Annotated in this window: 23 protein-coding genes, 1 tRNA gene and 2 pseudogenes; 15 read left to right on the plus strand and 11 right to left on the minus strand. The window is 37.3% G+C overall.

The genetic code is table 11. The features are described from left to right. Positions 1-13: 13 nt before the first annotated feature. Both ACOT8F_RS04685 and ACOT8F_RS04690 read left to right on the plus strand, forming a co-directional pair. On the plus strand, positions 14-208 hold the full coding sequence (locus ACOT8F_RS04685) for a hypothetical protein (protein WP_421650392.1): 195 nt from the start codon (positions 14-16) through the stop codon (positions 206-208). Positions 209-225: 17 nt separating this feature from the next. Further along, positions 226-525 (plus strand): spore coat protein, encoded by a 300-nt coding sequence (locus ACOT8F_RS04690; protein WP_421650393.1) that lies wholly within the window; start codon positions 226-228, stop codon positions 523-525. A 214-nt stretch (positions 526-739) separates the two neighbouring features. Here the strand turns inward: ACOT8F_RS04690 and ACOT8F_RS04695 are convergent. The 7 genes and pseudogenes from ACOT8F_RS04695 to ACOT8F_RS04725 form a co-directional block, all read right to left on the minus strand. Beyond that, a pseudogene (locus ACOT8F_RS04695) lies at positions 740-1,836 on the minus strand (L-dopachrome tautomerase-related protein). A 223-nt stretch (positions 1,837-2,059) separates the two neighbouring features. Further along, positions 2,060-2,455, minus strand: coding sequence for a hypothetical protein (locus tag ACOT8F_RS04700; protein ID WP_421650394.1), 396 nt, complete (start codon positions 2,453-2,455; stop codon positions 2,060-2,062). A gap of 272 nt (positions 2,456-2,727) precedes the next feature. Continuing rightward, positions 2,728-3,921 (minus strand): D-alanyl-lipoteichoic acid biosynthesis protein DltD, encoded by a 1,194-nt coding sequence (gene dltD / locus ACOT8F_RS04705; protein WP_421650395.1) that lies wholly within the window; start codon positions 3,919-3,921, stop codon positions 2,728-2,730. Beyond that, positions 3,918-4,154 carry a D-alanine--poly(phosphoribitol) ligase subunit DltC gene (gene dltC, locus ACOT8F_RS04710; RefSeq protein WP_421650396.1) on the minus strand — a complete coding sequence of 79 codons (237 nt, stop codon included), beginning with the start codon at positions 4,152-4,154 and terminating at the stop codon, positions 3,918-3,920. The genes dltD and dltC overlap by 4 nt, the downstream gene beginning before the upstream one ends. An 18-nt stretch (positions 4,155-4,172) precedes the next feature. Then, positions 4,173-5,324, minus strand: a complete 1,152-nt coding sequence (gene dltB / locus ACOT8F_RS04715) for a D-alanyl-lipoteichoic acid biosynthesis protein DltB (RefSeq protein WP_421650397.1) — start codon at positions 5,322-5,324, stop codon at positions 4,173-4,175. Continuing rightward, positions 5,321-6,835, minus strand: coding sequence for a D-alanine--poly(phosphoribitol) ligase subunit DltA (gene dltA / locus ACOT8F_RS04720; protein WP_421650398.1), 1,515 nt, complete (start codon positions 6,833-6,835; stop codon positions 5,321-5,323). Before dltA ends, dltB begins: the two co-directional genes overlap by 4 nt. Positions 6,836-6,846: 11 nt before the next feature. After that, positions 6,847-6,999 carry a teichoic acid D-Ala incorporation-associated protein DltX gene (locus tag ACOT8F_RS04725; RefSeq protein ID WP_421650399.1) on the minus strand — a complete coding sequence of 51 codons (153 nt, stop codon included), beginning with the start codon at positions 6,997-6,999 and terminating at the stop codon, positions 6,847-6,849. A 322-nt stretch (positions 7,000-7,321) separates the two neighbouring features. Between ACOT8F_RS04725 and ACOT8F_RS04730 the strand changes: the two genes are divergently transcribed. The 3 genes from ACOT8F_RS04730 to ACOT8F_RS04740 all read left to right on the plus strand — a co-directional run bounded on the left by ACOT8F_RS04730 (position 7,322) and on the right by ACOT8F_RS04740 (position 9,609). After that, positions 7,322-8,083, plus strand: a complete 762-nt coding sequence (locus tag ACOT8F_RS04730; RefSeq protein ID WP_421650400.1) for a diguanylate cyclase — start codon at positions 7,322-7,324, stop codon at positions 8,081-8,083. Positions 8,084-8,090: 7 nt separating this feature from the next. Next, on the plus strand, positions 8,091-8,222 hold the full coding sequence (locus tag ACOT8F_RS04735) for a hypothetical protein (RefSeq protein ID WP_421650492.1): 132 nt from the start codon (positions 8,091-8,093) through the stop codon (positions 8,220-8,222). Positions 8,223-8,490: 268 nt separating this feature from the next. Next, positions 8,491-9,609, plus strand: a complete 1,119-nt coding sequence (locus tag ACOT8F_RS04740; RefSeq protein ID WP_421650401.1) for a histidine kinase N-terminal domain-containing protein — start codon at positions 8,491-8,493, stop codon at positions 9,607-9,609. A gap of 456 nt (positions 9,610-10,065) precedes the next feature. On the opposite strand, the gene ACOT8F_RS04745 is transcribed toward ACOT8F_RS04740, so the two are convergent. Beyond that, positions 10,066-10,503 carry a C40 family peptidase gene (locus tag ACOT8F_RS04745; RefSeq protein ID WP_421650402.1) on the minus strand — a complete coding sequence of 146 codons (438 nt, stop codon included), beginning with the start codon at positions 10,501-10,503 and terminating at the stop codon, positions 10,066-10,068. 312 nt (positions 10,504-10,815) lie between these two features. Beyond that, complete coding sequence (locus ACOT8F_RS04750) at positions 10,816-12,273, minus strand: MFS transporter (RefSeq protein WP_421650403.1); 1,458 nt, start codon at positions 12,271-12,273, stop codon at positions 10,816-10,818. Positions 12,274-12,465: 192 nt separating this feature from the next. Between ACOT8F_RS04750 and ACOT8F_RS04755 the strand changes: the two are divergent. Both ACOT8F_RS04755 and ACOT8F_RS04760 read left to right on the plus strand, forming a co-directional pair. Then, positions 12,466-13,446 (plus strand): annotated as a pseudogene (locus ACOT8F_RS04755) (quinone oxidoreductase family protein). Positions 13,447-13,527: 81 nt separating this feature from the next. Then, a complete protein-coding gene (locus tag ACOT8F_RS04760; protein ID WP_421650404.1) occupies positions 13,528-13,761 on the plus strand; it encodes a hypothetical protein in 234 nt (77 codons plus the stop codon). Between the two features lie 419 nt (positions 13,762-14,180). Here the strand turns inward: ACOT8F_RS04760 and ACOT8F_RS04765 are convergent. Then, positions 14,181-14,254, minus strand: a tRNA-Arg gene (locus ACOT8F_RS04765). 209 nt (positions 14,255-14,463) lie between these two features. On the opposite strand from ACOT8F_RS04765, the gene ACOT8F_RS04770 reads away from it, so the two are divergent. The 5 genes from ACOT8F_RS04770 (at position 14,464) to rpiA (ending at position 18,071) form a co-directional block, all read left to right on the plus strand. Beyond that, on the plus strand, positions 14,464-15,150 hold the full coding sequence (locus tag ACOT8F_RS04770; RefSeq protein ID WP_421650405.1) for a hypothetical protein: 687 nt from the start codon (positions 14,464-14,466) through the stop codon (positions 15,148-15,150). A gap of 121 nt (positions 15,151-15,271) precedes the next feature. Then, positions 15,272-15,739, plus strand: a complete 468-nt coding sequence (locus ACOT8F_RS04775; RefSeq protein WP_421650406.1) for a hypothetical protein — start codon at positions 15,272-15,274, stop codon at positions 15,737-15,739. Positions 15,740-16,138: 399 nt separating this feature from the next. Continuing rightward, a complete protein-coding gene (gene rpe, locus ACOT8F_RS04780; protein ID WP_421650407.1) occupies positions 16,139-16,792 on the plus strand; it encodes a ribulose-phosphate 3-epimerase in 654 nt (217 codons plus the stop codon). Between the two features lie 40 nt (positions 16,793-16,832). Then, positions 16,833-17,342 carry a hypothetical protein gene (locus tag ACOT8F_RS04785; RefSeq protein WP_421650408.1) on the plus strand — a complete coding sequence of 170 codons (510 nt, stop codon included), beginning with the start codon at positions 16,833-16,835 and terminating at the stop codon, positions 17,340-17,342. 60 nt (positions 17,343-17,402) lie between these two features. After that, positions 17,403-18,071: a ribose-5-phosphate isomerase RpiA gene (rpiA, locus tag ACOT8F_RS04790; RefSeq protein WP_421650409.1), complete on the plus strand. Its 669-nt coding sequence runs from the start codon at positions 17,403-17,405 to the stop codon at positions 18,069-18,071. A gap of 140 nt (positions 18,072-18,211) precedes the next feature. Here rpiA and ACOT8F_RS04795 read toward each other — a convergent pair whose 3' ends face one another. Continuing rightward, positions 18,212-18,532, minus strand: a complete 321-nt coding sequence (locus ACOT8F_RS04795; protein ID WP_421650410.1) for a winged helix-turn-helix transcriptional regulator — start codon at positions 18,530-18,532, stop codon at positions 18,212-18,214. Positions 18,533-19,024: 492 nt separating this feature from the next. Here ACOT8F_RS04795 and zwf point away from each other — a divergent pair, with 492 nt between their 5' ends. The 3 genes from zwf (at position 19,025) to gnd (ending at position 23,558) form a co-directional block, all read left to right on the plus strand. Beyond that, entirely contained in the window at positions 19,025-20,527 is a 1,503-nt protein-coding gene (zwf, locus tag ACOT8F_RS04800; protein ID WP_421650411.1) for a glucose-6-phosphate dehydrogenase, read from the plus strand. Positions 20,528-20,559: 32 nt separating this feature from the next. Further along, on the plus strand, positions 20,560-22,569 hold the full coding sequence (tkt, locus tag ACOT8F_RS04805; RefSeq protein WP_421650412.1) for a transketolase: 2,010 nt from the start codon (positions 20,560-20,562) through the stop codon (positions 22,567-22,569). A 95-nt stretch (positions 22,570-22,664) separates the two neighbouring features. After that, a complete protein-coding gene (gnd, locus tag ACOT8F_RS04810) occupies positions 22,665-23,558 on the plus strand; it encodes a phosphogluconate dehydrogenase (NAD(+)-dependent, decarboxylating) (protein ID WP_421650413.1) in 894 nt (297 codons plus the stop codon). The last annotated feature ends 183 nt before the right edge of the window (positions 23,559-23,741 follow it).

Here is a 23,741-nt window from a genome sequence, read left to right on the forward strand (position 1 = left end):
GAGGTTTTAAAAAATGAATTTTGCCTTGCATGAAGTACTCGAAGTTCACGAATTGGCTTCATTTAAAACCACTTGTTTGACGAAGTCTAAAACAATGAAAGCATTGGTTTCCGATCAGCAGTTAAAAGATCTTATGCTGCAAGACATTGACTTATCTACGAGACAATTACAGGAATACGCTTCTATCCTATCCACTGCAAAGGAATAAATGAGGAGATGAATAACATGAATCCAATAATTGAAAATTTAACTGGAATGAATGCACTATCGGATCAAGTGGTTGCAATGGATTTATTAATTTCAGCAAAAAGTGGAGTTAGAAATTATGCGTTTGCAGTTACAGAAGCAGGAACCCCTGAAATTAAAGAAATACTAACTCGCCATTTAGTGGAAGCGCTTGACATGCACGAGAAAACCTCCGCTTATATGGCAGAAAAAGGTTGGTACCATGCTTGGGATACAAACGAACAAATCAATTTGGATTTAAAAAATATCGATACCGCATTAAAATTGCCTACTTTATAGAAAATTTTTTGGAACAGTTTATATTTACAAAAAACTGTTCCAATTTTTATCCTTTTATTTTTAATGAAGTGAGCCAATTTAAGCCAATAATCACCGGTTGGCTGCATGCGACCCTTTCAAATAATTATTGTGTAAGCCACTTTCATGGGAATAAGCGCTAAGATTATTACCTTTGAAATTCTTTGTAAGGTAAAAATTATTCAACTATACTTTATTATGAAAAGGTAGGAGCAGGAAATTCGTCAATTTTCATACGAAGTAAACTATAAGGCTTTTGTCGCAGGTTTTTTCATAATGAAATCTTGCCTGCCGATGTAATTGGTTCACAATGACATATAAGTATTGATCCGGACCAATCGAAAAAGTATCCGGCCATAAAATTCTCGGATCATGGGCGATGGTTTCCATTGTGCCATTCGGCAATATCTTTCGAATACTATTGTTTTCATAGTCTCCAGCATAAAGGTTTCCTTTTGCATCGGTGATCATTCCATCAGACGCACCTTTTTCTCCCCAATACTCCACATGATAAAGTAGATCCATATCCAGTATAGTCCTGTCTCTTAGGGCTTCTGTTGAAATCGAGAACAAATGGCGACTGGTTAGTGGACAATAAAATAAAATCATTCCATCGGGAGAAATTGCAATACCATCAGACGCCAATCTAAAGGGAGAAGTTGAGCCATCTTTGTTTCGATTCATCAAAACTTCACCTTCTATTTTCGGTAAAATATAGGGATCCGGTGAAGTTGAATATGCTCCATTTAACCTCCTAAACGCGTTTCCATTTTCTAAATCGACGACAATAATTGCTCCTGGTCCTTTAGAAGAAGAATCCGTGATAAATGCATAACCTGATTTTCCAACACGAAAATCAAATCGGACATCATTGAGATAAGTTGTGGGCAGGACAACATCTTCTGTAAAGGTATATACTTTTCTTATTGTATTGGTTTTTAAATCAACAGCGACTAATTTTGCCCCCCCTTTAATAGGTTCAGAAAAATTTGGTGCAGCAGTATCTAATACCCAAAGTGTACCCCTTCCATCAGCAACTACACTTTGGACACTAATGAATGACATTGTGACGTTGCCTTGGTTTACCAAATTGGTTTCTAAACTAGGATAAGGCTGCAATTTATCCTCAATAATTTCCGCAACTGTAAATTTAATATCGTCTCCCCATTTCGGAAAGCAAATGAAGATACGATTAGTTTCCGAAACACTAACACCTGTAGGCATAGCGCCATAAAATGCATAAACTAGTTCAAACTTACCGAAATATTTTTCAATAGGTAGCTTAGGGATCATGATATCCTCCTCAACCATTAAAACGGGATATCAAATATATATGATTTATATTTTTTCTAGTGCATGTATCTTAATAAGTTTTTCTATACAAAAAAATGATTGAATTGATTGTTTTCGAATTTTATTAAGTCTGTCAGTAGAAAGGAAAAATTATAATTTAAAGGTCTCCAGATGAAGTAGAATTCAGTTAGCAGGCAGCGAAGCAAATATTTCCGAATCAACGTTACGCTGTTATTAATTTGTGAATCATTATACTTAAACAAAACTGTCCATTAGCGCAGCAAGCATAACAGCTTTTCCAGTCTGGTTGTTTTTCTCCAGAAGGACTTAACCAATTCAAACGTTCTGTAAAAATTTTCATCTCACATTTTGTGTTCACACAAAACCATTTGTGAAGAAGAATGGTTAGGTGAACCGAATGATTGAATACCGGAAGGTCATCTACTTTTCTAGAGTAACGACTATGGTGACGCGGAGATACATGTTTACATTTTGACACTTTAGCATGTGTTGAACAAACTTTTAACACGACATTTATGTCCTCTGGCTCCACCAAGGTGTGAAGGACATCAACATTCTGGTCGAACTTAAAAAGCTGGTCAGTGCTTGGATTGTTCATCGTATCCACCACCTTTTGAGTATTATTATTGCTATACCGAAAAGAAGTTTTTAATACTATCACAATGTTTGCGTAAGAACCAAGCTAAATGTTGATTTTTTGGCAATATGTTAATTGGAGCGGAAGACGCGAGACTCCCTCGGAAAAGCGGGTTACGGGAAGAAGCGCCGAGAAGGCTCCCGGACCGCCCGCTTTAGCTGAGTGCCTGAAACGGAAATCAACAGTCAAATTTAACATAGCTTAATGTAAAAGGGATAGCCCAGGCTATCCCTTTAAAATGAGTTTTTTATTTTGCCATTCATAAACTCCTCTATTCCTTTATCAATTTGGACCCAGCCTTTATAGCCCAGATGGATCGTATCCGTCATGAAATATTTATCGTATTCATGGCCGCTTAAATCCAGCACTGGGAAACCTTCGGTGTGAATCTGTTTTTTAATTTTTGCATAATACCCATTACGGCCCTCGTTTTTAAATCCTATATAATCATACCAATATCCATTAACAGGTATGGAGACAAATAAAGGTTTGGCTCCTGATGTCTTTAACACATCGAGAACCAGTTGAAAATCTTTATATTCTGGGGATTTTTCATAACTGCTTTGTCTCATAGACCCTTTTAGCGATTTTAATCTATGTTTAATCAATTTATTAAAGGTTTTGTTTTGGATATAAAAGGGATTGTTCGTCATTTTCTTTTTTGCTGCCCATGCAGCATTTTTATTTAATTCATCCCAAGTTTTATCTTTCGTTAAATAGGAATTTCCAACTAACTTTCGATGCTTGGAATCTAGTATTGAAATGAGTAAATCCCGTCTTTGCATCAAATCGAAATATCCATCAGCCAGAAATCTGTCAGCTTTATAATAGAAGGTGTTCTCATTTGCACGATGCACTTTCGCTTCTAATAACGCGGTTAATAAAGGATCTTTTTTTACCGTTTGATAGGATAGAAGATTTTTTGCCAGTTTACTTGCCAGCCCTTTATCAAATGTGTCATCAAGCGCAAATTGGTACGCTTTTAAAATAGAAAAAGTACTTGAAAAACGAACTTCATTTTCACCTTTTTTTGTAAACCATTGCGGTGACAAAATGAAGATGATTTTTTTTCCTTTCAGTTCATTATGGTGGACGGCAAAGTTCAGATAGTGAAACGTAGATTCTGTACCGCCTGTACCGATAAGAAAAGGTGTATATCCTTTATAGTTTTCCTGAAAATAATTGGAAGGATGAAAGGCATCCATTCTTGATAGCTCAGACGATCCATATATAGGAAGGAATTTGTTGCTTTTTAACATTTGTTTTTGAATTTCTATCCCATCAAACATGTCTGGGTTTAAGTCAGCAGCTTGCTGTGTCAGTTTATTTTCGGTTATGAAATGGAGGAAAAATGTTTTTGGAACAAACACTACTAAAAAAAATAAAACAACAGCCCCAATAAAGGGGCCAAGACTTTTTCTTTTCATTCCAAATTCTCCAATACGGAAACAATTTTATTAGGAGTTGACCATTTCTCTCTATCAAATTCAGAAATGCTGACCATTATTCCTAATTTTTCCTCAATATCAACCAATAAAGTGACAGTTCCAAGTGAATCGAGCAACCCTTCATCAAATAATGGGATATTCATATCCTCTTTCACAGCATCAGTCTCACAAATTTCTTCTAATATATTTAATACTTCTTCTTTTATATTCATCACTGTTCCCCCAATAAATTAAATAAACAAACGCCCTGAAAAGATTAATAATCCAAAGCAAACGGCATTAAAAGTAATGATAACTGCCATTGCATGAGTAAATTTGTTCTTCTTCCAAAATCGATATTTTTTATTTTTTCTTTCAAACAAATCAAACGAAATGATTAAGAAAGCATGGTAGAGTCCATAAACGATATAGTGAAGTTCCAGCCCGTGCCATATCCCCATTAAAAGAAAAAGCAAAGTAAATCCTAAATATGAAATGGTATACCTGTTCTTGATCCACTTCTTTTTGGTCATCCACATGACGAATCTCATGTATACATAATCTCTAAACCAAAAGGAAAGAGTCATATGCCATCTATTCCAAAAATCTTTGATGTTCCGGCTTATAAACGGCAAGTTGAAATTTTCAGGAGTTTTAACACCCATAATTTTGCTAATCCCAATGGCAAAGGCACTGTATCCAGCAAAATCAAAAAATAAATATAAACTATAAGCATACATATAAATAAAATCGGTTCGCAGATGCTTATATTGTATATATGGGGTCGAAATAACATGGGTAAAGATTAAATGGCCAATGATAAATTTATACAACAGGCCTATAAACACCTGATGGATTCCATCGTGCAGCAGCTCTTTGTATTCTTCTTTTGGCGGAACATTTTTGCAATCTTTTGTAAATCTCTTGTACCGGTCAATAGGCCCTGAAGAGATGGTTGGAAAAAAGACTAAAAAAGCGATTTGGTCTTTAATGGATAATTCTTTTATAGTTCCATCTCTTGTGTCCATAATCATTTGTAAACTTTTGAATGTAATATAAGAAATTCCAAGAAAACCGATTAAACTATTGGAATGGAAAAACGGCAGAATTTTATCCAATAGCAGCGGCAAGAGTGCCAGCAGCATGAAAATAGTAAAAATAAAAGCTTGATTTTTTACTTTGCGGTAACGGAAATAGACTTGAAACAATAGGATTTGCCAGACGAGATAGCCAATAAAGGCATACAGATGCTGGAAATCATCTGAAAATATGAGCACTAATAATACGACAGTGACTGCCATATTATAATAGTTGTTTCTTTTTCCTCTAAGTCCAAGCACTGCCACTGGCAATAGCAAGACGCCCATTATCACAAAAAAGTAAAGGGATGAATATGGCGTCATAAAAGAACCTCACTGCTTATTTTCTTCCTGTCGATTTTTCCGTTATTGGTCATAGGAATTGATTCAACATATATAAATTTTCTTGGAATCATATAAGAAGGAATTTTTTTAACGAGTTCTTTCCTTAAAAATGATGTGAGCTGATATTCTTTTTCGAAATCATGGTTCTTAACCACTGCAGCTGCTATTATTTGCTGGCATTTTCCTTCTTTGAAAACAGGAACAACTATGGCTTGATCTACTAAATCCAAATTCCGAAGATGCACTTCAATATCTTCGATTTCTATTCTGTATCCGTTCAGTTTTATCTGAAAATCCATACGGCCAGCATAAAATAGGTACCCATCCTTGAAGTATCCTAAATCACCTGTTTTATAAGCAGGTTTTCCTTTATAAAAAAAGAAGGCTTTATCCGTAAGCTCTTTTTGCTTGTAATAGCCTTTGCTTACACTAGATCCAAGGATGATAATCTGACCTTTTTCCCCGTTCTCTAGTTCTTTCAGCTGGTCATTCAAAATCATTACTTTGCTGTTTTTCTGCTCTCCAATTGGTAATGTTTTATATTCGTTTAAAATCTCGTCAGTTACACGTAATTGAGTAACAGCAACGGTCGTTTCAGTTGGCCCATAAGTGTTATAGACAATGGATTCAGGAAAGCGGGCATATAATTTTTTTACTGTTTCTGCAGACAAGGTTTCACCGCAAAATAAAAATACGTTTAGGTTAGGCAATAGTTCTGCGGAAAAGCCTTCAAAAGCCAAACACATCTCTACGAACGAAGGAGTTGAAGTCCAGACATCCAAACAAGATTGGGATAATTGGTGGAACAGGGCTTTTGGATTCCCTACAAGATCTTTTGAAATGGCCCATAAAGTTCCGCCAGTCAATATTCCAGGATACAAATCCATTACAGATAAATCAAACGAAAAAGGAGCTTGATTTAAAAATCTTTGATTATTTTCTAAGTGAAAATCCTTTATCAGCCATTCAGAAAAATAGATTAAATTATCGTATGAGATTTGTACGCCTTTTGGATTGCCTGTGCTTCCTGACGTATAAATAATATAAAAGGTATCATCTCCTCGCACTTCTTTATGATGAGGCAAACTTCTTCCCTCATACTGACGGAATCGTTCCTCTAAATTGGTGCTGGTTATTACAAATTTTTGTGCTGTTATTTCAAATGGAAGTGAAGATAGAGCAAGAATTGCTTTTGTATCCGAGTCTTCAATTATTTTTTGAACCCTCTCTAATGGTATCGACGAATCAACAGGTATATAAGCTCTGCCTGATTTAACTGTCCCAATGAAGCATGGCAGCATGGCAAGCTGCATATGACCATATATCAAAACAGGTGATGGATCATCACCTAACATTTCCTCCAGAAAAACGGACAAGGCGGCTGATTGCTTAAATAATTCTTCATAAGTTAAAGTACCTGTTTCATTTATAAAAACAGGTAATGTTGGCTTTGTTTCAGCCCAATAAGTTATTTGATTATACAGATCCATAGCTCATTCCCCTAGAATTCATTATATATAAATGTACTATCACCGCTTTTAAATCCATAAAGCAGATATACACCTAATAAAATAAAGAAGTAGAATAACAATTTAAAGACCCAAATTGTTTTTCTATTTGTAAAAAGATTTTTCATTATAGCCCTCCCATACATATCTTAATACCTAAGAAAACGAGTTTAAAGGTAAGGTGAATTAAATTATTTTATAAAAAATGTAATCTGTTTCTCATAAAAGGAAATTTTTCCTTAAAAGCTATTCATGTTTTTTAACTTAACGGGTTTTCTTTTTAGCTTTAAGGTAAATAAGTAATTAAACTAATAAATTGTTTTATTGCAAAAATTCGTATCTGACCGTCTGGAACTGACCGATTTTCTTGTCAATATTTATAAAAAAAGTGTGATCAGAATTAACGTTTCGTTCGTAATGTATATAGGGAATGATTGCAGCTTGTCTTAGCTTCAAGGGAGAAATCAAATGAAAGTGCTACATATTGATAATGAAGAAAATGGTGCAAATCTAATGAATATAGAGCGGCTTGCGAATTTAGAAACGATAACCTCCATTGAAGAAGCATTGGTTAAAAAAGGGGAAAAAGCACATTCTTTTGATCTCGTTTTTCTATCAGAGCGGATCTGGTGTCAAGATCCAACTGAAGTGATAAAGAGGGTAAAAAACACTCTATTGATGGAAGATGGACAGGTTATGGCTATTCTTGAAACTGAATCTGCATATAAGGCTGATAAGCTTTTTTTAGCAGGGGCTTATGATTATGTACTAGATCCAATATCAGAATCTAAGCTTTTATTCAAAATGAAGCAATTGGGTCTTCAAAGGAAAAGCATTGAACGAGAGAAAGAATTGCTGACAGCCACTCAGCACCTAGAAAAAGCGAACGAACAGCTTAAGAGTTTAACTCCTCTTAAAGGGGTTTACAATCGAAGGTTTTTATATTTTCTGATTTCAAAAATAGACAGCTGCGCTCCTTTTTCAGAGAAAAAAGTTTCACTTTTAATGGCTGATATAGATGCGTTTAAAGCATTCAAGGATACGTATGGTCATCTAAAAGGGGATCAATGTCTGCAGCTTGCTGCAAAGTCAATTGATGAATCCGGTAAAAAGGTAAACGGTTTGACAGCCCGTTACGGCGGAGAAGAATTCATCATGGTAATTGAAAATCGGGATGAAAAGCAGGTAATAGAATTAGCAGAGGAGATTCGACCCAAAAGTCACCATTAGTATCGGAATCGTAACAGGATTCGTTAATCAGACGACCTGCTACAAAGAATTGCTGCATGAAGCAGATAAAGCTTTATATAATGCGAAGGATTTGGGCAGATATACAATATGTTACAGAAACGCCTGCTCGAGTATATAAAATTAACTATAAATATACACGCTGCCAAAATTCTGGCAGTTTTTTTGTGTGAAAAAATAAAATTTTTCACACTGCAGTGCAGGCTTTTAAGTCTTTTTTCAATAAATGTGTTCTTGTGCGAACAAAAACTGATATAATTTTCCTATCAGAATAATAAAAATTTTTCTCCTTCTATGGAACCGGTTAAAAGGAACTTGGCAATCCTTGTCGAATAATTAAATCTATACATATCGGGAAAACAATCCTTGGAAATAAGGAGAAGAAAATAATGTCAATCCTTGAATCTCATAAAACATTTTTGATCGATTTTTTGGATGAGCAGAGGTCAGCTTTTTTGAATGAATGGCATGAGCGAGTACTAATAGATGAAATTGATCCTCACAAAGAAAAGGTAATAGAGAATGCCCAGCTGATGTATTCCATTGTTAAAAATACAATTGATGGTTCCATGTCAGAAGATATGCTCAAGAAGCTTTCTTTTAAAGTGGCAAAGGAACGGCTGGAAGCTGACATTAATATCGGGGATTTTGTATTTAACGTTAATTTGGGCAGAAGCATTATCATCAAGTATATTCTTCAATCTGAAATTCCGGTGAAGGATCTTCAGGGAATTATAAACCATATTAACCTTCAGTTTGACCTGTTTTCTTATTATGCTGTCATGAAATATACCAACTTGAAAAACGAAGAACTGCAATTTAAAAACAGCTATATTAATGAAAACCATAAAGATAAACTTGCAATTTTAGGGCAGATGTCTTCAAGTTTTGTTCATGAATTCAGGAATCCTTTGACATCCATTATGGGGTTCAACAAGCTGCTTCAAAAGGAATATCCTGACCTGCAATACCTTGATATTATAGAACATGAATTGAATCAGCTGAATTTTAGAATTACCCAATTTCTGCATACTTCCAAAGCTGAAATCAACGCAGATCAAAAAGAAGAATTGTTAGTAAAAAGCATTTTAGACGATATTCAGCAGCTTTCGTATCCGAGTATTGTGGATACCGATGTGAACGTTGGCACTCAAATATCTCCGGTAATGTCGATCGCTACTTATAAAGATGAATTAAAACAGGTTTTGCTGAATCTCTTTATCAATTCTATTGAAGCATTGAAACAAAAAGAAAAGCCGAGGAATTTGATCATAAAAGCATTTGAAGATGAAAATGAAGCTGTTATAGCCATTTCCAACAATGGGCCAGCCATTCCTCCTGAAAATATTAAAACCATTTTCGAACCTTTTTACACGACAAAAGAATTAGGAACCGGGATTGGGTTATTTGTGTGCAAAAAACTGATTGAAAAACAGGGCGGACACATTAAATGCGAATCAGCTGATGAGCTGACGACCTTCAGCATTCACCTTCCAAAAAATAAATGAACGTTCAAAAGCCTGGTATATCAGGCTTTTTTGTTTGCTTTTAGAAAGGATAGAAAACAAGAAAATCATTACTTGAAAAATATTTAATAAATTGATGATCCATCTTTTTATTTCTTCCGTTATCTTAATGAAATTATCAAACAAGGCAAATACTATACGGTGATCAAGCTGCAGAACAATTAAACAGCATATTTGCTCCTCATAATGATTACACTGAAGAATATATAAAAGCAGTTAAAGAAAAAGATCCAAATGCAGCAATAAGAATTTGGAACATTCCTAAATAAAGCTACTGGCGGGTCTCTTCTTTCACTAGCAGCAGTATTAGGGCTTCGTAAAAAATTCAGTACACAAAAATAATAGACTAGATATTAGAAGAGGGCGGATGCCTTCTTTTTTTGATTTGAGAGTTTTATGGAAATAAAAAAAGAAGACATATAGTCTTCTTAAAAATTGTCAGATTCGTTTTGCACCTATAAAAAGCGGATGCCAATAAAGATTGTTAGTAGAGGCGATTGAAACACCTTTAGAAGTTGCTGCTTGTATCATTTGTCCTTTTCCTATGTATATGGCAACATGTGTAGGTCTGGAGGCTTTATTTGGAGCAAAAAACATTAAATCTCCAAGAGAAAGGCTTCGAACCTTAGTGCCTTTTGAATACATTTCTGCAGCAGTACGAGGCAGTGTTTTGCCTGCTTTTGCATATGAATATCTTACTAATCCGGAACAATCAAAACCGCTAGGTGTCATACCACCCCAAGAATATCTAACTCCAAGGTTTGATTTCGCAATGGAGATCGCTTTTTTGTGGTAGCTTGCGGCTTCACTCACAGTAGGTGAAACAGTAATTATCATCGTAAGAACAAACAGTAGTGACAAAGTCTTCTTAATCATAATGTAATTCCCCTTGCTGTTATTTTCTAAACCTAATTTACTAGATTTCCATTAAAGGGAGATAACAGCAGTGTTACATTTATGTTACAAAATTTCCTTCATTCTTTTTTTATTAGACAACATTTGACTATTTTCGCTTATAACAGTGGGTAAAAGAGGCTTTTTTACGACAAAAAAATAGTATGTCATATAATAAAGATGGTGTTTAGAAAGGGTCAAATGATCCAGGAATAAAGAAATTTTGGATTGGAAAGGTTTGAGCATGGACTTGGTTAAACAGAAAAAAGAAGCTGGATCTTCCAGCTCCTTTGGCTATCTTTCCAGTTGTTTTTTTTCCTCTTTCCACCATAAAGCTTCTTCAGGGTTATTCATAATAGCTGGTATTTCATTTTTCTCCTCAACGGCAGGTGCTGATCCGCGAAGAGGTTTACCTGAGGTGTCTTTTACAAAATAGGTGACGATTAGAATCCCGATAATGGAAGATGCAATGAGATAATATGCTGGAACATTATTGTTGCTGGTAATACTAACAAGCCAGGCCACAACTAAAGGCGCTGTACCGCCAAATAAAGAAGTGGATACATTATACGTAACCGAAAGAGCCCCATATCTGACGTCTGTGTAAAACAAAGAAGGCAAAAGTGACGGCATGGTTCCTTGAAAGGAAGCTAAAAAGATAGCGAGAATCATAATACCGAAAAAGACAAGCCAGCTATTGCCGCTTCCAATCATCAGGAATGCCGGAATTGATGAAAAAATTAAGCCAATTAGGCCTGCTTGAATAATTTTTTTGCCTCCAACCCGATCACTAAGATACCCTATGCAAAGGACAATTGGAATCATGATAAACATGACAATTAATATTAAAAGCAAACCTTTTGTTTCCCCATAGCCAAGTACTGCGTCTAAATGAGAAGGCATATAGGATAGAACAATGTAATTTACAATGTTGTAAAAGAATACAATGACAATTCCGATCATAAGTGTTTTTTTATGGGAGACCAGAATGTTTTTAAAGGATCCTCGGTCTTTTTTATTTACTTGTTCATTTTCCATCGCTTCAAAAGCAGGAGTTTCTTCTAAATGACTCCGTAAATAAAGACCAACAATTCCGATAGGCCCGGCTATAAAGAAAGGAATACGCCATCCCCATTCTGCCATTTTTTCCTCTCCTAACAGAAACGTAAGGAGAGTAACAAGGCCTGCTCCTGCAATATATCCAATTAGAGTGCCAACCTCCAGCCAGCTTGCCATAACTCCCCGCTTTTTATCTGGAGTTGATTCGGCTATAAATGTCATTGCACCGGAATATTCACCGCCTGTTGAAAAACCTTGCACAAGCCTTGCTATTAGAAGCAAAACAGAGGCTGCTGCACCAATTGAGGCATAACTTGGGATTAAGCCGATGCTTAAAGTCGCGAGCGCCATTAGAACTAATGTGACAGCCAATATTTTTTTTCGCCCAAACCGATCTCCCAGCATACCAAAAAATACTCCGCCAATAGGACGTACAAGAAAAGCAGCAGCAAAAGTACCAAAAGTATAGATTAATTGCACGCTTCCCTGCATTTCAGGAAAGAAAACCTTCCCGAGAGTTACAGCCAAATAGGAATAAATTCCAAAGTCAAACCACTCCATTGCATTGCCAAGACTTGTGGCTGCTATAGCTTTTTTGGCAGTGTTAGTATCAACAATCGTTATGTTATCTTTATTTAATTGATTTCCAGCTCTCAATTCAGAGGTGTTAGCCTTTCTCCTATTCTTATCCAACTTTTTCTCCTCCTTGAATTTAATAGGCAGTTTATTCAGCCTGTACCCTTTTCTTTTACAATCAAACATCAACAAACATTTTTATTATTGAAATCTATCATTATAAGATATTCTTATCTTGCTTAATAATCATCTTTCCCAATTTTCAGGATAGGAGTAAAGTAAAGGTATGATGGACTAGGGGGAGTACAGATGAAGGCAATTATAGTCAGTGAATTTGGATCTCCTGAGGTAATGAAATACATAGATATTGAGATTCCGGTTATAAGCCCTAAACAAGTTTTAATTAAAGTGGAAAAAAGCAGTGTAAATTTTGCTGATGTCAAAGCGAGATACGGAAAAAAGGGGGAGTTTCTTAAACCTTTTGTGCCGGGGCTTGATACAGCAGGTGTTATAGCAGAGATTGGGGCAGAAGTTGAGGGATTTGAAATTGGCTAGAGGGTGATCGCTTTTCCGGCGAGCGGGTCATATGCAGAATATGCAGCCGCAAATGCTAATCTCACTTTCCCTATACCTGATAATATCTCATTTGAAGTGGCTGCAGCATGCCCGACCGTTTCCTTCCTTTCTTATAAGCTGCTTGCAGATATCGCAAGGATCGAGAAAGGAGAGAGCATCCTCATCCATTCCGCGGCTGGAGGAGTTGGAACAACAGCCATTCAATTGGCAAGGCTATTAGGTGCAAACAAAATTATTGGAACTGTAGGCAGGGAGAGGAAAATTTCTGCAGTACTTAATGCTGGTGCTGACCATGCCATATGCTATGAAAAAGAGAATTTTGCAGAGAATGTGAATGATCTGACAGATCGCAAGGGAGTAAATATTGTATTAGACTCTATTGCCGGAGCCTTTACAGAACAAAGCTTATCCTGTCTAGCCCCATATAGACGCCTTGTTCAATTCGGAAACTCAAGCGGAAAAGCAGGAACTTTTAAAACCAGTGACGTGCATTCAAGCTGTCGTTCCATATTGGGATTCAGTCTTGGGACGACAAGAAAAAAAAGGCCGGAAACCTTGTTTCCAATTGCCAATGAAGTGCTGCAATTGATCAGTGGTGGAAAATTAGTAATACAAATAGGCCATCGTTTCCCGTTAAGCGGAGCAGTAAAGGCTCACGAATTAATAGAAAGCAGGATGAGTGCAGGGAAGATTTTGCTGGATGCAGCACTATAATTATTCTTAAGACTTCCATTCTTAAAAAGCAGGAAAACACCTCCCATTTGCAAAATATAGAATTTTAGAGGAGGTGCCTGAATGAACAAATATACTGTAAATTATTATTTAGGCGGAGAACTGCAAGTTACTAGGGTCATTGAATCAGACCAAACGAAAGCAGATGTGTTGGAATTGGCTAAAGCTGAAAGCCATGTAACCTTTGAAGACGAAAAAGGTGTGCTGCATTTTTTCTCAATGGATGATGTTAAATTAGTAACGATTCACGACGCTAGGAAAAGTGTTGGGATTGGCCCGAGACCTGCGGGTTTCTAAAACTTCCTAATAGTATTAGAAAAAAGACAGCTCTTTTATTAGAGCTGTCTTTTTTTATGCAGCTTGATATAATCTTCTCATTATATTTCTCAAAACATGAAGATTTAGTATATGTTAATTCTTTTTATAAATAATTTACCATAATTTCCTATTATTCTGAAGATTTCCAAAGTAAATAAAGAGCTTAGCTTTCATGTCAATAACTAAGGCTCTTTTCTTAAACTTTGTGGTTTTTTTATCTATTTAAGTGATTATAGAGCAAGAATACACTTGCGAATTTTTAGAAAAGATGCCACGAAGCTAATCTTTATGCGTGTTCTAAGACTTTACGAATAGCAACAATCTTTGCGAAAACAGCCAGAACTAAAAAGAGCCAGCAGATACCTGTATGATCAGGTACTGCCGGCTCTTTTATCTGATGTCCCAGGCGAGATTCGAACTCACGACCTACAGCTTAGGAGGCTGTCGCTCTATCCTGCTGAGCTACTGAGACAAGGAACTTTAATATTATAGTATAAGCATGAGGGATTCGTCAACGAATACCCTGTTGAGCATTTACCAATCCCATCCTTATATATATTACTTAGAAAAAATTCTCCCTCCGTATGTAACTTTAATGCTCATCTTTCGACAAATTTTATAGAAGTATTTCAATCTTTTTCCTTTATTGCTATTATTTAAACTAATTGGGAGGTCTTATTAATGAAATTAAAACACATCGCTACTCTATCCACTGCTCTTATTCTTCTTTTTGCCGCAGGATGTCAATCCCAGTCAACAAGCGAAAGCAGTGCTAAAAAGGAATCCGTTCAAGCACAGTCTCAGGAATCTTTACAGAAAAAAGATGAGCCAAAGCAGCAGGAGCAAGCTCCAGCTTCAACAGCAGATCAAAATAAGGATCAAAAACAGGCACAGTCATCAAATGATTCAGCTTCCGGCAAAAGCGGAGATACAGCGAAAAAGGATAATCAAACAACAGCTGATGATACAAAAAAAGATGATTCAGCATCTCAAAATACAGATAGTTCTAAAACCAATAATGCTCCTTATATGTCACCATTTGAATTAAGAGAAGAGCTTCAAATAGGGATGTCGAAAAAAGAAGTTGATGATATACTTCAAAACAGTGAGCCTGTTGGAGTAAAAGACGGATCAAATGCAACTGAGTTCCGCTATGATTACATGCCGCAGCCTGGCTATAAGACGACAGAAAAAGAAGTTGATATAGAAGGCTTAAAAGCGGATAAATTGGATGCACAAATTTTAGTGAAGTGGAATAAAGATCAAAAGCTCGAGATGTTTACTATTTATCATAAAAACGATGATGGTAAAATTTTAAAATATAAAGCAGATGCAAACCAGCAGGAAGAAATGACAGTCGAACAATAATGCTGAAAAATTTACAAAAAATTAATCATTCCTTCGTGTGTTTTAATAGAGGAAACGCTGAATGTTTAGAGAATATCCTTCATAAAATGCATTGATATTCAGTAAAGGAGCGATCAATGATTTGTTTAAGAAGCGATTTGCCTCATTCTTTATTTCGGTTGCTGTTCTTAGTTTGTTTGTAACTGCTGGTGCTTATGCACAGCCTTTATCCTCTTCAGGAAAGACAATGACTTATATTACTTCCTTAAAAGAGGTTCACGGGAAATTAACTGGAACATTTAATTATATCCAATGGTACTTTGGGAAAGATGCGGATAGGGAATTTTTAAAAGACTGCGGCTGCCGAAAAGAAATGGATGGAGCTCCTGATGGTTATTACATCAGGGATGCCAGCAAAAAGCTTAGAAGCTTTCCAGTTTCCAAGTCAGCATCGTACTTCCTGCAAACGAGAAGCGGGGAAATTAAGTGGAATGAAAAAGTTACAAAAAAGCAGTTTCTGCAATTTGTAAAAACGAAGTATTATGTACCGTATAAAATTACGATTAAAAATGGAGTGATAACAAGTATTTCTGAACAATATATACCTTAACTACTTTACGGAGAGGATCCCATTGGGGGATCCTTTCTTTTATAATTGACTTTTTTTCGGTAATATAGTTCCTTTAAAGAAGCAAAATAAGAAACAATTAGTGTTTTTTGATGGCTCTTTTCTTAAACTTTGTTGTTTTTACAACGAAAAAATGAATTCCAAATAATAATACAACTGCGAATTTTAAGAAAAGATGCCACGAAGCATTTTTTCATCCAAAATCAAACGGACAGCAACAATCTTTCCATAAACAGTCTTTTTGATTGACGGTCATTTTGATAAGATTTATTATGGTTATATTAAGTAACCAGAGGAGCAATAATAACAAATTTTTCATATTAAATGAGGATTCAACTAGAAATCCTTCTACTGAAAGAAAAAGAGGGGGAGAAAAGGAATATGGTAAAAATAGCACCATCCATACTTTCTGCTGATTTTAGCAAGCTGGCAGATGAAATCCGAGATGTAGAATCAGGCGGGGCCGATTATATTCATGTTGATGTAATGGACGGACACTTTGTACCGAACATTACAATCGGGCCGCTTATTGTTGAAGCCATTCGTCCTATAACGAAGCTGCCGCTTGATGTTCACTTAATGATTGAAAATCCTGATCACTATATACCAGCATTCGCTAAAGCAGGAGCTGATATTATTACCGTCCATGCAGAAGCAAGCCCTCACTTGCACAGAACGATTCAGCTAATAAAAAGCCATGGTATTAAAGCAGGTGTTGTTTTGAATCCTGCGACCCCTGCAGAGCACATCCAGCACGTGCTTGAAGACATCGACATGGTTTTGTTAATGACCGTAAATCCTGGTTTCGGCGGACAAAAATTTATCCGCAGCGTGCTGCCGAAAATTCAGCAGGTTTCTGAAATGATTAAGAAAAACCAGCTTTCAGTTGAAATTGAAGTGGATGGCGGCATTAATGAAGCAACAGCTAAATTGTGCACGGATGCTGGAGCGAACGTACTTGTTGCCGGTTCTGCCATTTACGGAAATCCTGACCGCAAGGATGCAATAGACAGAATCAGAGAAGCACTGCATTAATATAACCCTTATTAATCATTGAGAGGAAGTTAGTAACATCATGAGCTTATTAAACGCAAAAGTACTTGAAACCCAATATGGACTTGAAACTTATATAGACGAAAATGGAAAAATTGAGGCAATGGAGCTTCATATTCCATCAAAATCATCCTATGATTACGAACTGAAAATTGGGGTCGAATATTTTCTTTTGAGAGACAAGCATTATACGGTTGAAAAGAACTTTTTTTGGATTCGCATGGATGCCGACTTCAGAAGTGTAATGTTAGGTGAGACGGAAATGGAAAGCCTTTTTGCCGTTAAATCTGAAGCTGAGCGTGAAGAAACTAAAGCTCTAATTGGAGAATGGCTCATTCGTACAAATGCTTTCAAACAGGCGATCACCGAACTAATTGAAAAACAAAAAACAGAAAATGTGACCACTGAAGAGGAAATCCGCGTCATCATTGAAAATAATAAATTCCTTGAGAAGCTGCTCCTTTTAAAAGCAGAAGATATTGAAAACGCCATTATCGAAAATGACGAAATCAATTTGAAACCGGTTTTTTAAGAGGGTAACTTAATAAAGTGTAAAAAAGAGCCCTAAGCAAAGCATAAGAGGGGAATAAAGATGAATGATAAGCAGATTGTAGGGGAAAAAGCAGCAGATCTTGTAAAAGAGGGAATGACGGTTGGGCTTGGTACAGGATCAACTGTATTCTATACCATTCAAAAACTGGGCAGGCTCGTTGCGGAGGGCCTCAATATAAAGGGCATTCCAACGTCACTAGCTACTGAAAGACTAGCACAAGAATGCGGTATTCCTCTTATAGGATTTGAAGAAATGGAATTCCTTGATCTTGCCATTGACGGTGCAGATGAAGCCGATCCGCATATGCACTTAATTAAAGGCGGAGGCGGAGCTCTGCTTCGTGAAAAAATTATTGCGAAGGCATCTAAGGAATTTGTAGTAGTGGCAGATCCTAACAAGATGGTAAGAACGTTAGGATCCTTTTCTTTGCCTGTTGAGGTCGTTGTATTCGGATATGAAATGACGGGAAGACATATTCAGAAGCTTGGTTGTACGCTTGAACTTCGTAAAACCGCAGGAAACCCTCTCATTACAGACAACGGAAATTATATTTTTGATTGTCAATTTTCGGAAATTGGGGATCCTGAAACACTTGAACGCGAGCTTAATATGATTCCTGGCGTTGTAGAAAATGGTCTTTTTGTCAATATGGCAGATGTTATCATAACGCTTGATGACGAGAAGAATATCAAAGTGATGAAAAAATGAAGATGCTAAAAAACTGCAGATGTTGATATCTGCAGCTTTTTTCTTTTTTTAGGTCTATTTAATTAAATTTTCCTCTTAAAAAAAGGAACTGACATTGATCAGGGAGTAAGGATCATCCTCTCTAAGTCAATTCCTTTGTTCTAAAGCCATTTAACCGCCCAATCCTCAACCGTCTGCAGTGCTCTGCCAAGTTCTATCCCTTTTCTTGTTAAGGAATATTCTGTCCTTACCGGTCTGTCAGTAATGACATTCCGAATAACAATTCCATAGTCCTCAAGCTCTTTTATCCGCTCATTCAGCATTCGTTTGCTAAGGCTTGGAATAGACGCATGGATTTCACTAAACCTTCTTGGTTCCTCCATCAGGCTGTGAATAATAAGCCCCATCCATTTCTTGCCGATTAAATGATAGGAATCCTCTACCTGTTGACAAAGTGGCTTATTTCTTATATCTTCGGTCATCTATACCCCCCTTACTGATCTAAAATGATATCTTCTTAAAGCTTTTCCCTATATTTAGGAAAGCTGATCATACTTTTTTAATCTTATTCGATATTATAACTAAAAAAGTAACCAGGTAAACAATATTATCTTCATTTCAATATATTTTCATATTGAATTTTATTTAGTGAGCCTAATTAAAGGAAAGTGTAACAGAATTATATGTATATCGATAAATTTTATAACACTTTTTAGCATTGAGTTATACTTATTAATAGTAACTTAGAGTGTAAAAGAGAACCCATTAGAAATAAATGGATTTTATAGATGTGACTTTCTGAATGTGGCATTATCACTTATAAAACAAGGGTTTAAAAGGTTCAAAATTTGTACACAAATTACTTGACTGATGAAATTAAGAAGAGTACGATAGGTTACGTAATATAACCTATATAAGAAAAATCACCTTAAATATTTAAGGGGAATAGATCTCAGCAAGAGGGAGGAATACAAATGGAATCTATGACCTTTGTGCTGTTCGGCGGAACAGGCGACTTGGCCAAAAGAAAAATTTATCCGGCTTTGTACAACCTGTTTTTAGAAGGAAAACTGCCTTCGTCCTTTTCTATTATCGGTCTTGGCAGAAGAGACATGACTCACAGCGAATTTCAGGAATATGTTAAGCAATCATTAATTACTTTTTCCCGCCGTGAATTCAGTCAGTTATCCGATACAGACAAATTTCTAAAAGCATTTAACTATAGTGCGGTGGATGCTCGGGATCCTCAGGATTTCGAAAAGCTTCGCACACTAGTAGAACATAGAGAACAAGAACTTGGTGTTCCAGAGAATCGGATGTTCTATCTTTCTGTGGCACCGGAATTCTTCGATGTTATTGCGATAAACATTAAGGAAAGCGGTCTTGGATCTACTGAGGGCTGGAAAAGGCTAATCATTGAAAAACCGTTTGGCCACGATTTGAAAAGCGCTCAGGAATTAAATGAAAAATTAAGCAAAGCGTTTAATGAGGATGAAATCTATCGGATTGACCACTATCTTGGAAAACCGATGGTTCAAAATCTTGAGGCACTAGAATTTGCCAATCCTGTTCTTCAGGCGCTTTGGAATAATAAGTACATTGCTAACGTTCAGATCACTGCCGGCGAAACAGTGGGAGTAGAAGAACGTGCAGGTTATTATGATACATCAGGTGCCATTCGAGATATGGTTCAAAACCATATGCTGCAAATGCTGATGATGACGGCTATGCATCTTCCTAAACGAATCAATTCCAAAGAGATTCGTGATGAAAAGAGAATGGTTATGGAAGCTCTTCGCCCTCTTACAAAAGAAGAGGTTGAGGCACATGTAGTTCGGGGACAATATGCATCTGGAAAGATTCTTGATAACCCGGTTGTTGGTTATAAAGAAGAGCCTGGTATTGAAGCATCTTCCCAAAACGATACCTTTATCGCAGCAAGACTCTGGATTGACAATGAATTTTGGAATGGCGTTCCATTCTATATCCGTACAGGAAAAAGACTAAAAGAGAAATCCACCAAGATTGTCATTGAATTCAAAAACCCGCTAAAAGAACTTTACAACCTGCAGGATCAGAAAACTGAACCAAATCTTTTAGTGATTGAAATCAATCCTAATGAGAGTGTTTCACTTCAGCTAAACAGTAAAAACCCGTTAAATGATGGTAAGCTGGAACCGATTCATGCTGACTTCTCATCTAAACAGGATGATGTTCCTGAAGCTTATGAGCGTTTGATTTTTGATGCGCTTCGCGGCGATTCAACATTCTTTGCTCATTGGGATGAAGTTGAACTGGCTTGGAAATGGGTTCAGCCAATTCTTGATTCTTTCGAAGGCAATTTGGTCCCGCTTTATGAATATGAAGCTGGCTCTTATGGCCCTCAAGCAGCTCATGATTTGCTGAAGGAAGATGGCTTCCAGTGGTGGCTTGATAAAAAAGAACCTGAAGATCTTGATATTGCTCTAAACGTATAAGAATTCATGATGAATTTAGGAGGAAGTAACGAATGACTAAGAATGCAGAGGCAGTCAATATTGAAACACTTGCTGTAACGACGATCAGAACACTTTCTATTGATGCGGTAAACGCAGCAAACTCCGGACATCCAGGACTACCAATGGGCGCTGCTCCAATGACTTACGCTCTTTGGGCAAACCATTTAAACCATAATCCTGGTAACTCCCACTGGTTCAACCGTGACCGTTTTGTTCTTTCAGCAGGACATGGTTCAAGCTTGCTTTACAGCATGCTTCACCTTAGCGGCTATGATTTGTCAATTGATGATTTGAAAAACTTCCGTCAATTGAACAGCAAAACTCCAGGACATCCTGAAGTTCACCATACAGATGGAGTAGAAGCAACAACAGGCCCTCTTGGACAAGGTGTATCTACTGCAGTCGGTATGGCAATGGCTGAAGCTCATCTTGCAGCGAAGTTCAATAAAGGCGGACAAAATGTTGTCGATCACTTCACATATGCGCTTGTTGGCGATGGTGACTTGATGGAAGGCGTTGCATATGAAGCGATGTCAATGGCAGGTCATATGAAGCTTGGCAAATTGGTTGTTCTTTATGATTCAAATGATATTTCTCTTGATGGAGAATTAAACGTATCTTTCTCTGATGACATGAAAAAACGTGCAGAATCTGCAAACTGGCAATATTTAAGGGTAGAAGATGGAAATGATCTTGGGGATATTACTAAAGCGATTGAAGAAGCAAAAGCGAATACAGATCAGCCAACAATTATTGAAGTCCGTACCATTATTGGTTTCGGCAGCCCTAAAGTAGCCGGTACCAATAAAGCGCATGGTGCTCCGCTTGGTGTTGAAGAAGCGAAAGCAACTAAACAAGCTTACAAATGGCTATTTGAAGATGACTTTTATGTTCCAGAAGAAGTGAAAGCTCATTTTGAAGAGCTTAAGAATAAAGGTGCAAAAAAAGAAAGCGAATGGAACGAATTATTTGCAGCATACAAAAAAGAAAATCCTGAGCTTGCTGAAGAGCTAGAAAAGGCAATCGAAGGCAAAGTACTGATTGATGCAAAAGATATTTTAACTTTTGACACTGACAAAGCTGTTTCTACTCGTGTAGCAAGCGGTCAAGCGATCAATCACTTTGTTAAATCAGTAACAGGCATCTTCGGAGGAAGCGCCGATCTTTCTGGTTCAACCATGACTGACATTAAAGGCGAAGCTAAATTCGCAGTAGAATCTTATGCAGGCCGCAACGTATACTTCGGTGTCCGCGAGCATGCAATGGGAGCAGCTGGAAATGGTATGGCTCTTCATGGAGGCGTGAAGCCATTCGTAAGTACGTTCTTTGTATTCAACGACTACCTTCGCCCATCGATTCGCCTTGCAGCTATCCAAAAACTTCCTGTTACTTATGTATTCACACATGACTCCGTAGCAGTTGGAGAAGATGGACCTACACATGAGCCTGTAGAACATCTTGCAGCTCTTCGTGCGATCCCAGGCCTGACTGTCATCCGTCCAAGTGATGCAAATGAAACAGCTAATGCGTGGGCATATGCTCTTCAGCAAACAGAAGGACCTGTCGCTCTAATTTTGAGCCGTCAAAACCTTCCTGTTTTCGAAGAAACGAAAAATAACATCGACAGCCTTTCAAAAGGCGGATATGTGCTTGCTGAAACAAATGAAAACCCTGATATGATTCTAATTGCAACAGGTTCAGAGGTTTCTCTTGCAGCCGATGCCAAAGCAGAGCTTGAAAAAGAAAATGTATCTGTACGTGTGGTTGCAATGCCGAGCTGGGAATTGTTCGGCGCTCAGTCCAAAGAATATCAAGAATCTGTTCTTCCGAAAAATGTAACGAAGCGTGTATCTCTTGAAATGGGTATTTCTCAAGGCTGGGAGCGATTCACAGGCCTTGAAGGAAGAAACCTTGCGATTAACACATTCGGAGCATCAGGTAAAGGCAGCGAAGTACTGGACTTCTTCGGTTTCACAACTGAAAATGTTGTACGTATTGCCAAAGAAGTTTTAAACGGGTAATTTAGAAAACTGGGCTGCCTTTTTAAAGGACAACTGTTTCTTTAAAAGGCAGCATGAGATGAATTTTTTTGGATGTATACTTAGGAGGCAAAGACATGAAAGTCGGATTAATCGGTTTAGGAAAAATGGGTTTAAACATTGGCCAAAACCTTCTTGATCATAAACATGAGGTTGCAGCTTTTGATTTGAACGAAAAAGCAGTTGAACAAATGGTATCATTCGGAGCAACTGGTGCTTTTACTTTAGAAGAACTAGTTAAATCTTTAGAGGCTCCAAGAGTTCTTTGGATCATGGTTCCTCATGGTGTTGTTGATTCTGTTATCGGCGAAGTTGCTCCTTTCCTTGAAAAGGGCGATATCGTTATCGAAGCTGGTAATTCTCATTACAAAGAATCCCTTCGCCGTTACCATGCAATGAAAGAACAAGGCATCATGTTCATGGATGCTGGTACTTCAGGCGGCATGGAAGGCGCTCGTAACGGAGCTTGCTACATGGTCGGCGGAGACCAGGAAGCATGGAACATTGTTGAACCGATTTTCCGTGACACTGCTGTTGAAAATGGCTACTTGTATGCCGGTCCTGCTGGAAGCGGACATTTCCTTAAAATGGTCCACAACGGTATTGAATACGGTATGATGGCTGCTATCGGAGAAGGATTCGAAGTTCTTGAAAAAAGCGAATTCGACTATGATTACGAAAAAGTTGCGAAAGTTTGGAACAATGGTTCCGTTATCCGTTCTTGGTTAATGGAATTGACTGAGAATGCATTCTCCAAAGATGCGAAATTGGATGAAATCAGAGGGGTTATGCACTCTTCAGGCGAAGGTAAATGGACAATTGAAACAGCTCTTGATCTTCAAGCAGCTACACCTGTTATCGCTATGTCCCTTCTTATGCGTTACCGTTCTTCGGAAGACGATACATTCACAGGTAAAGTGGTAGCCGCTCTTCGCAATGAGTTCGGCGGACATGCTGTAGAAAAGAAGTAAGCTTTTAAAATCTAGGCTATGTCAACGAATGGTGTTAATTTTTGAGCACCTGTTGATTGGAGCGTAAGGCGGAGAATCCTGCGGGAGTGCGAGTCAAGGGAGACCTAAGCAGGAGCATAGCGACGAGGAGGCTCCCGGACTGCCCGCGGAAAGCGAACGCCTGGAGCGGAAATCAACAGATAA

This window comes from Chryseobacillus diguaensis, assembly GCF_049220665.1.
Lineage (GTDB): Bacteria > Bacillota > Bacilli > Bacillales > Bacillaceae > Metabacillus_B.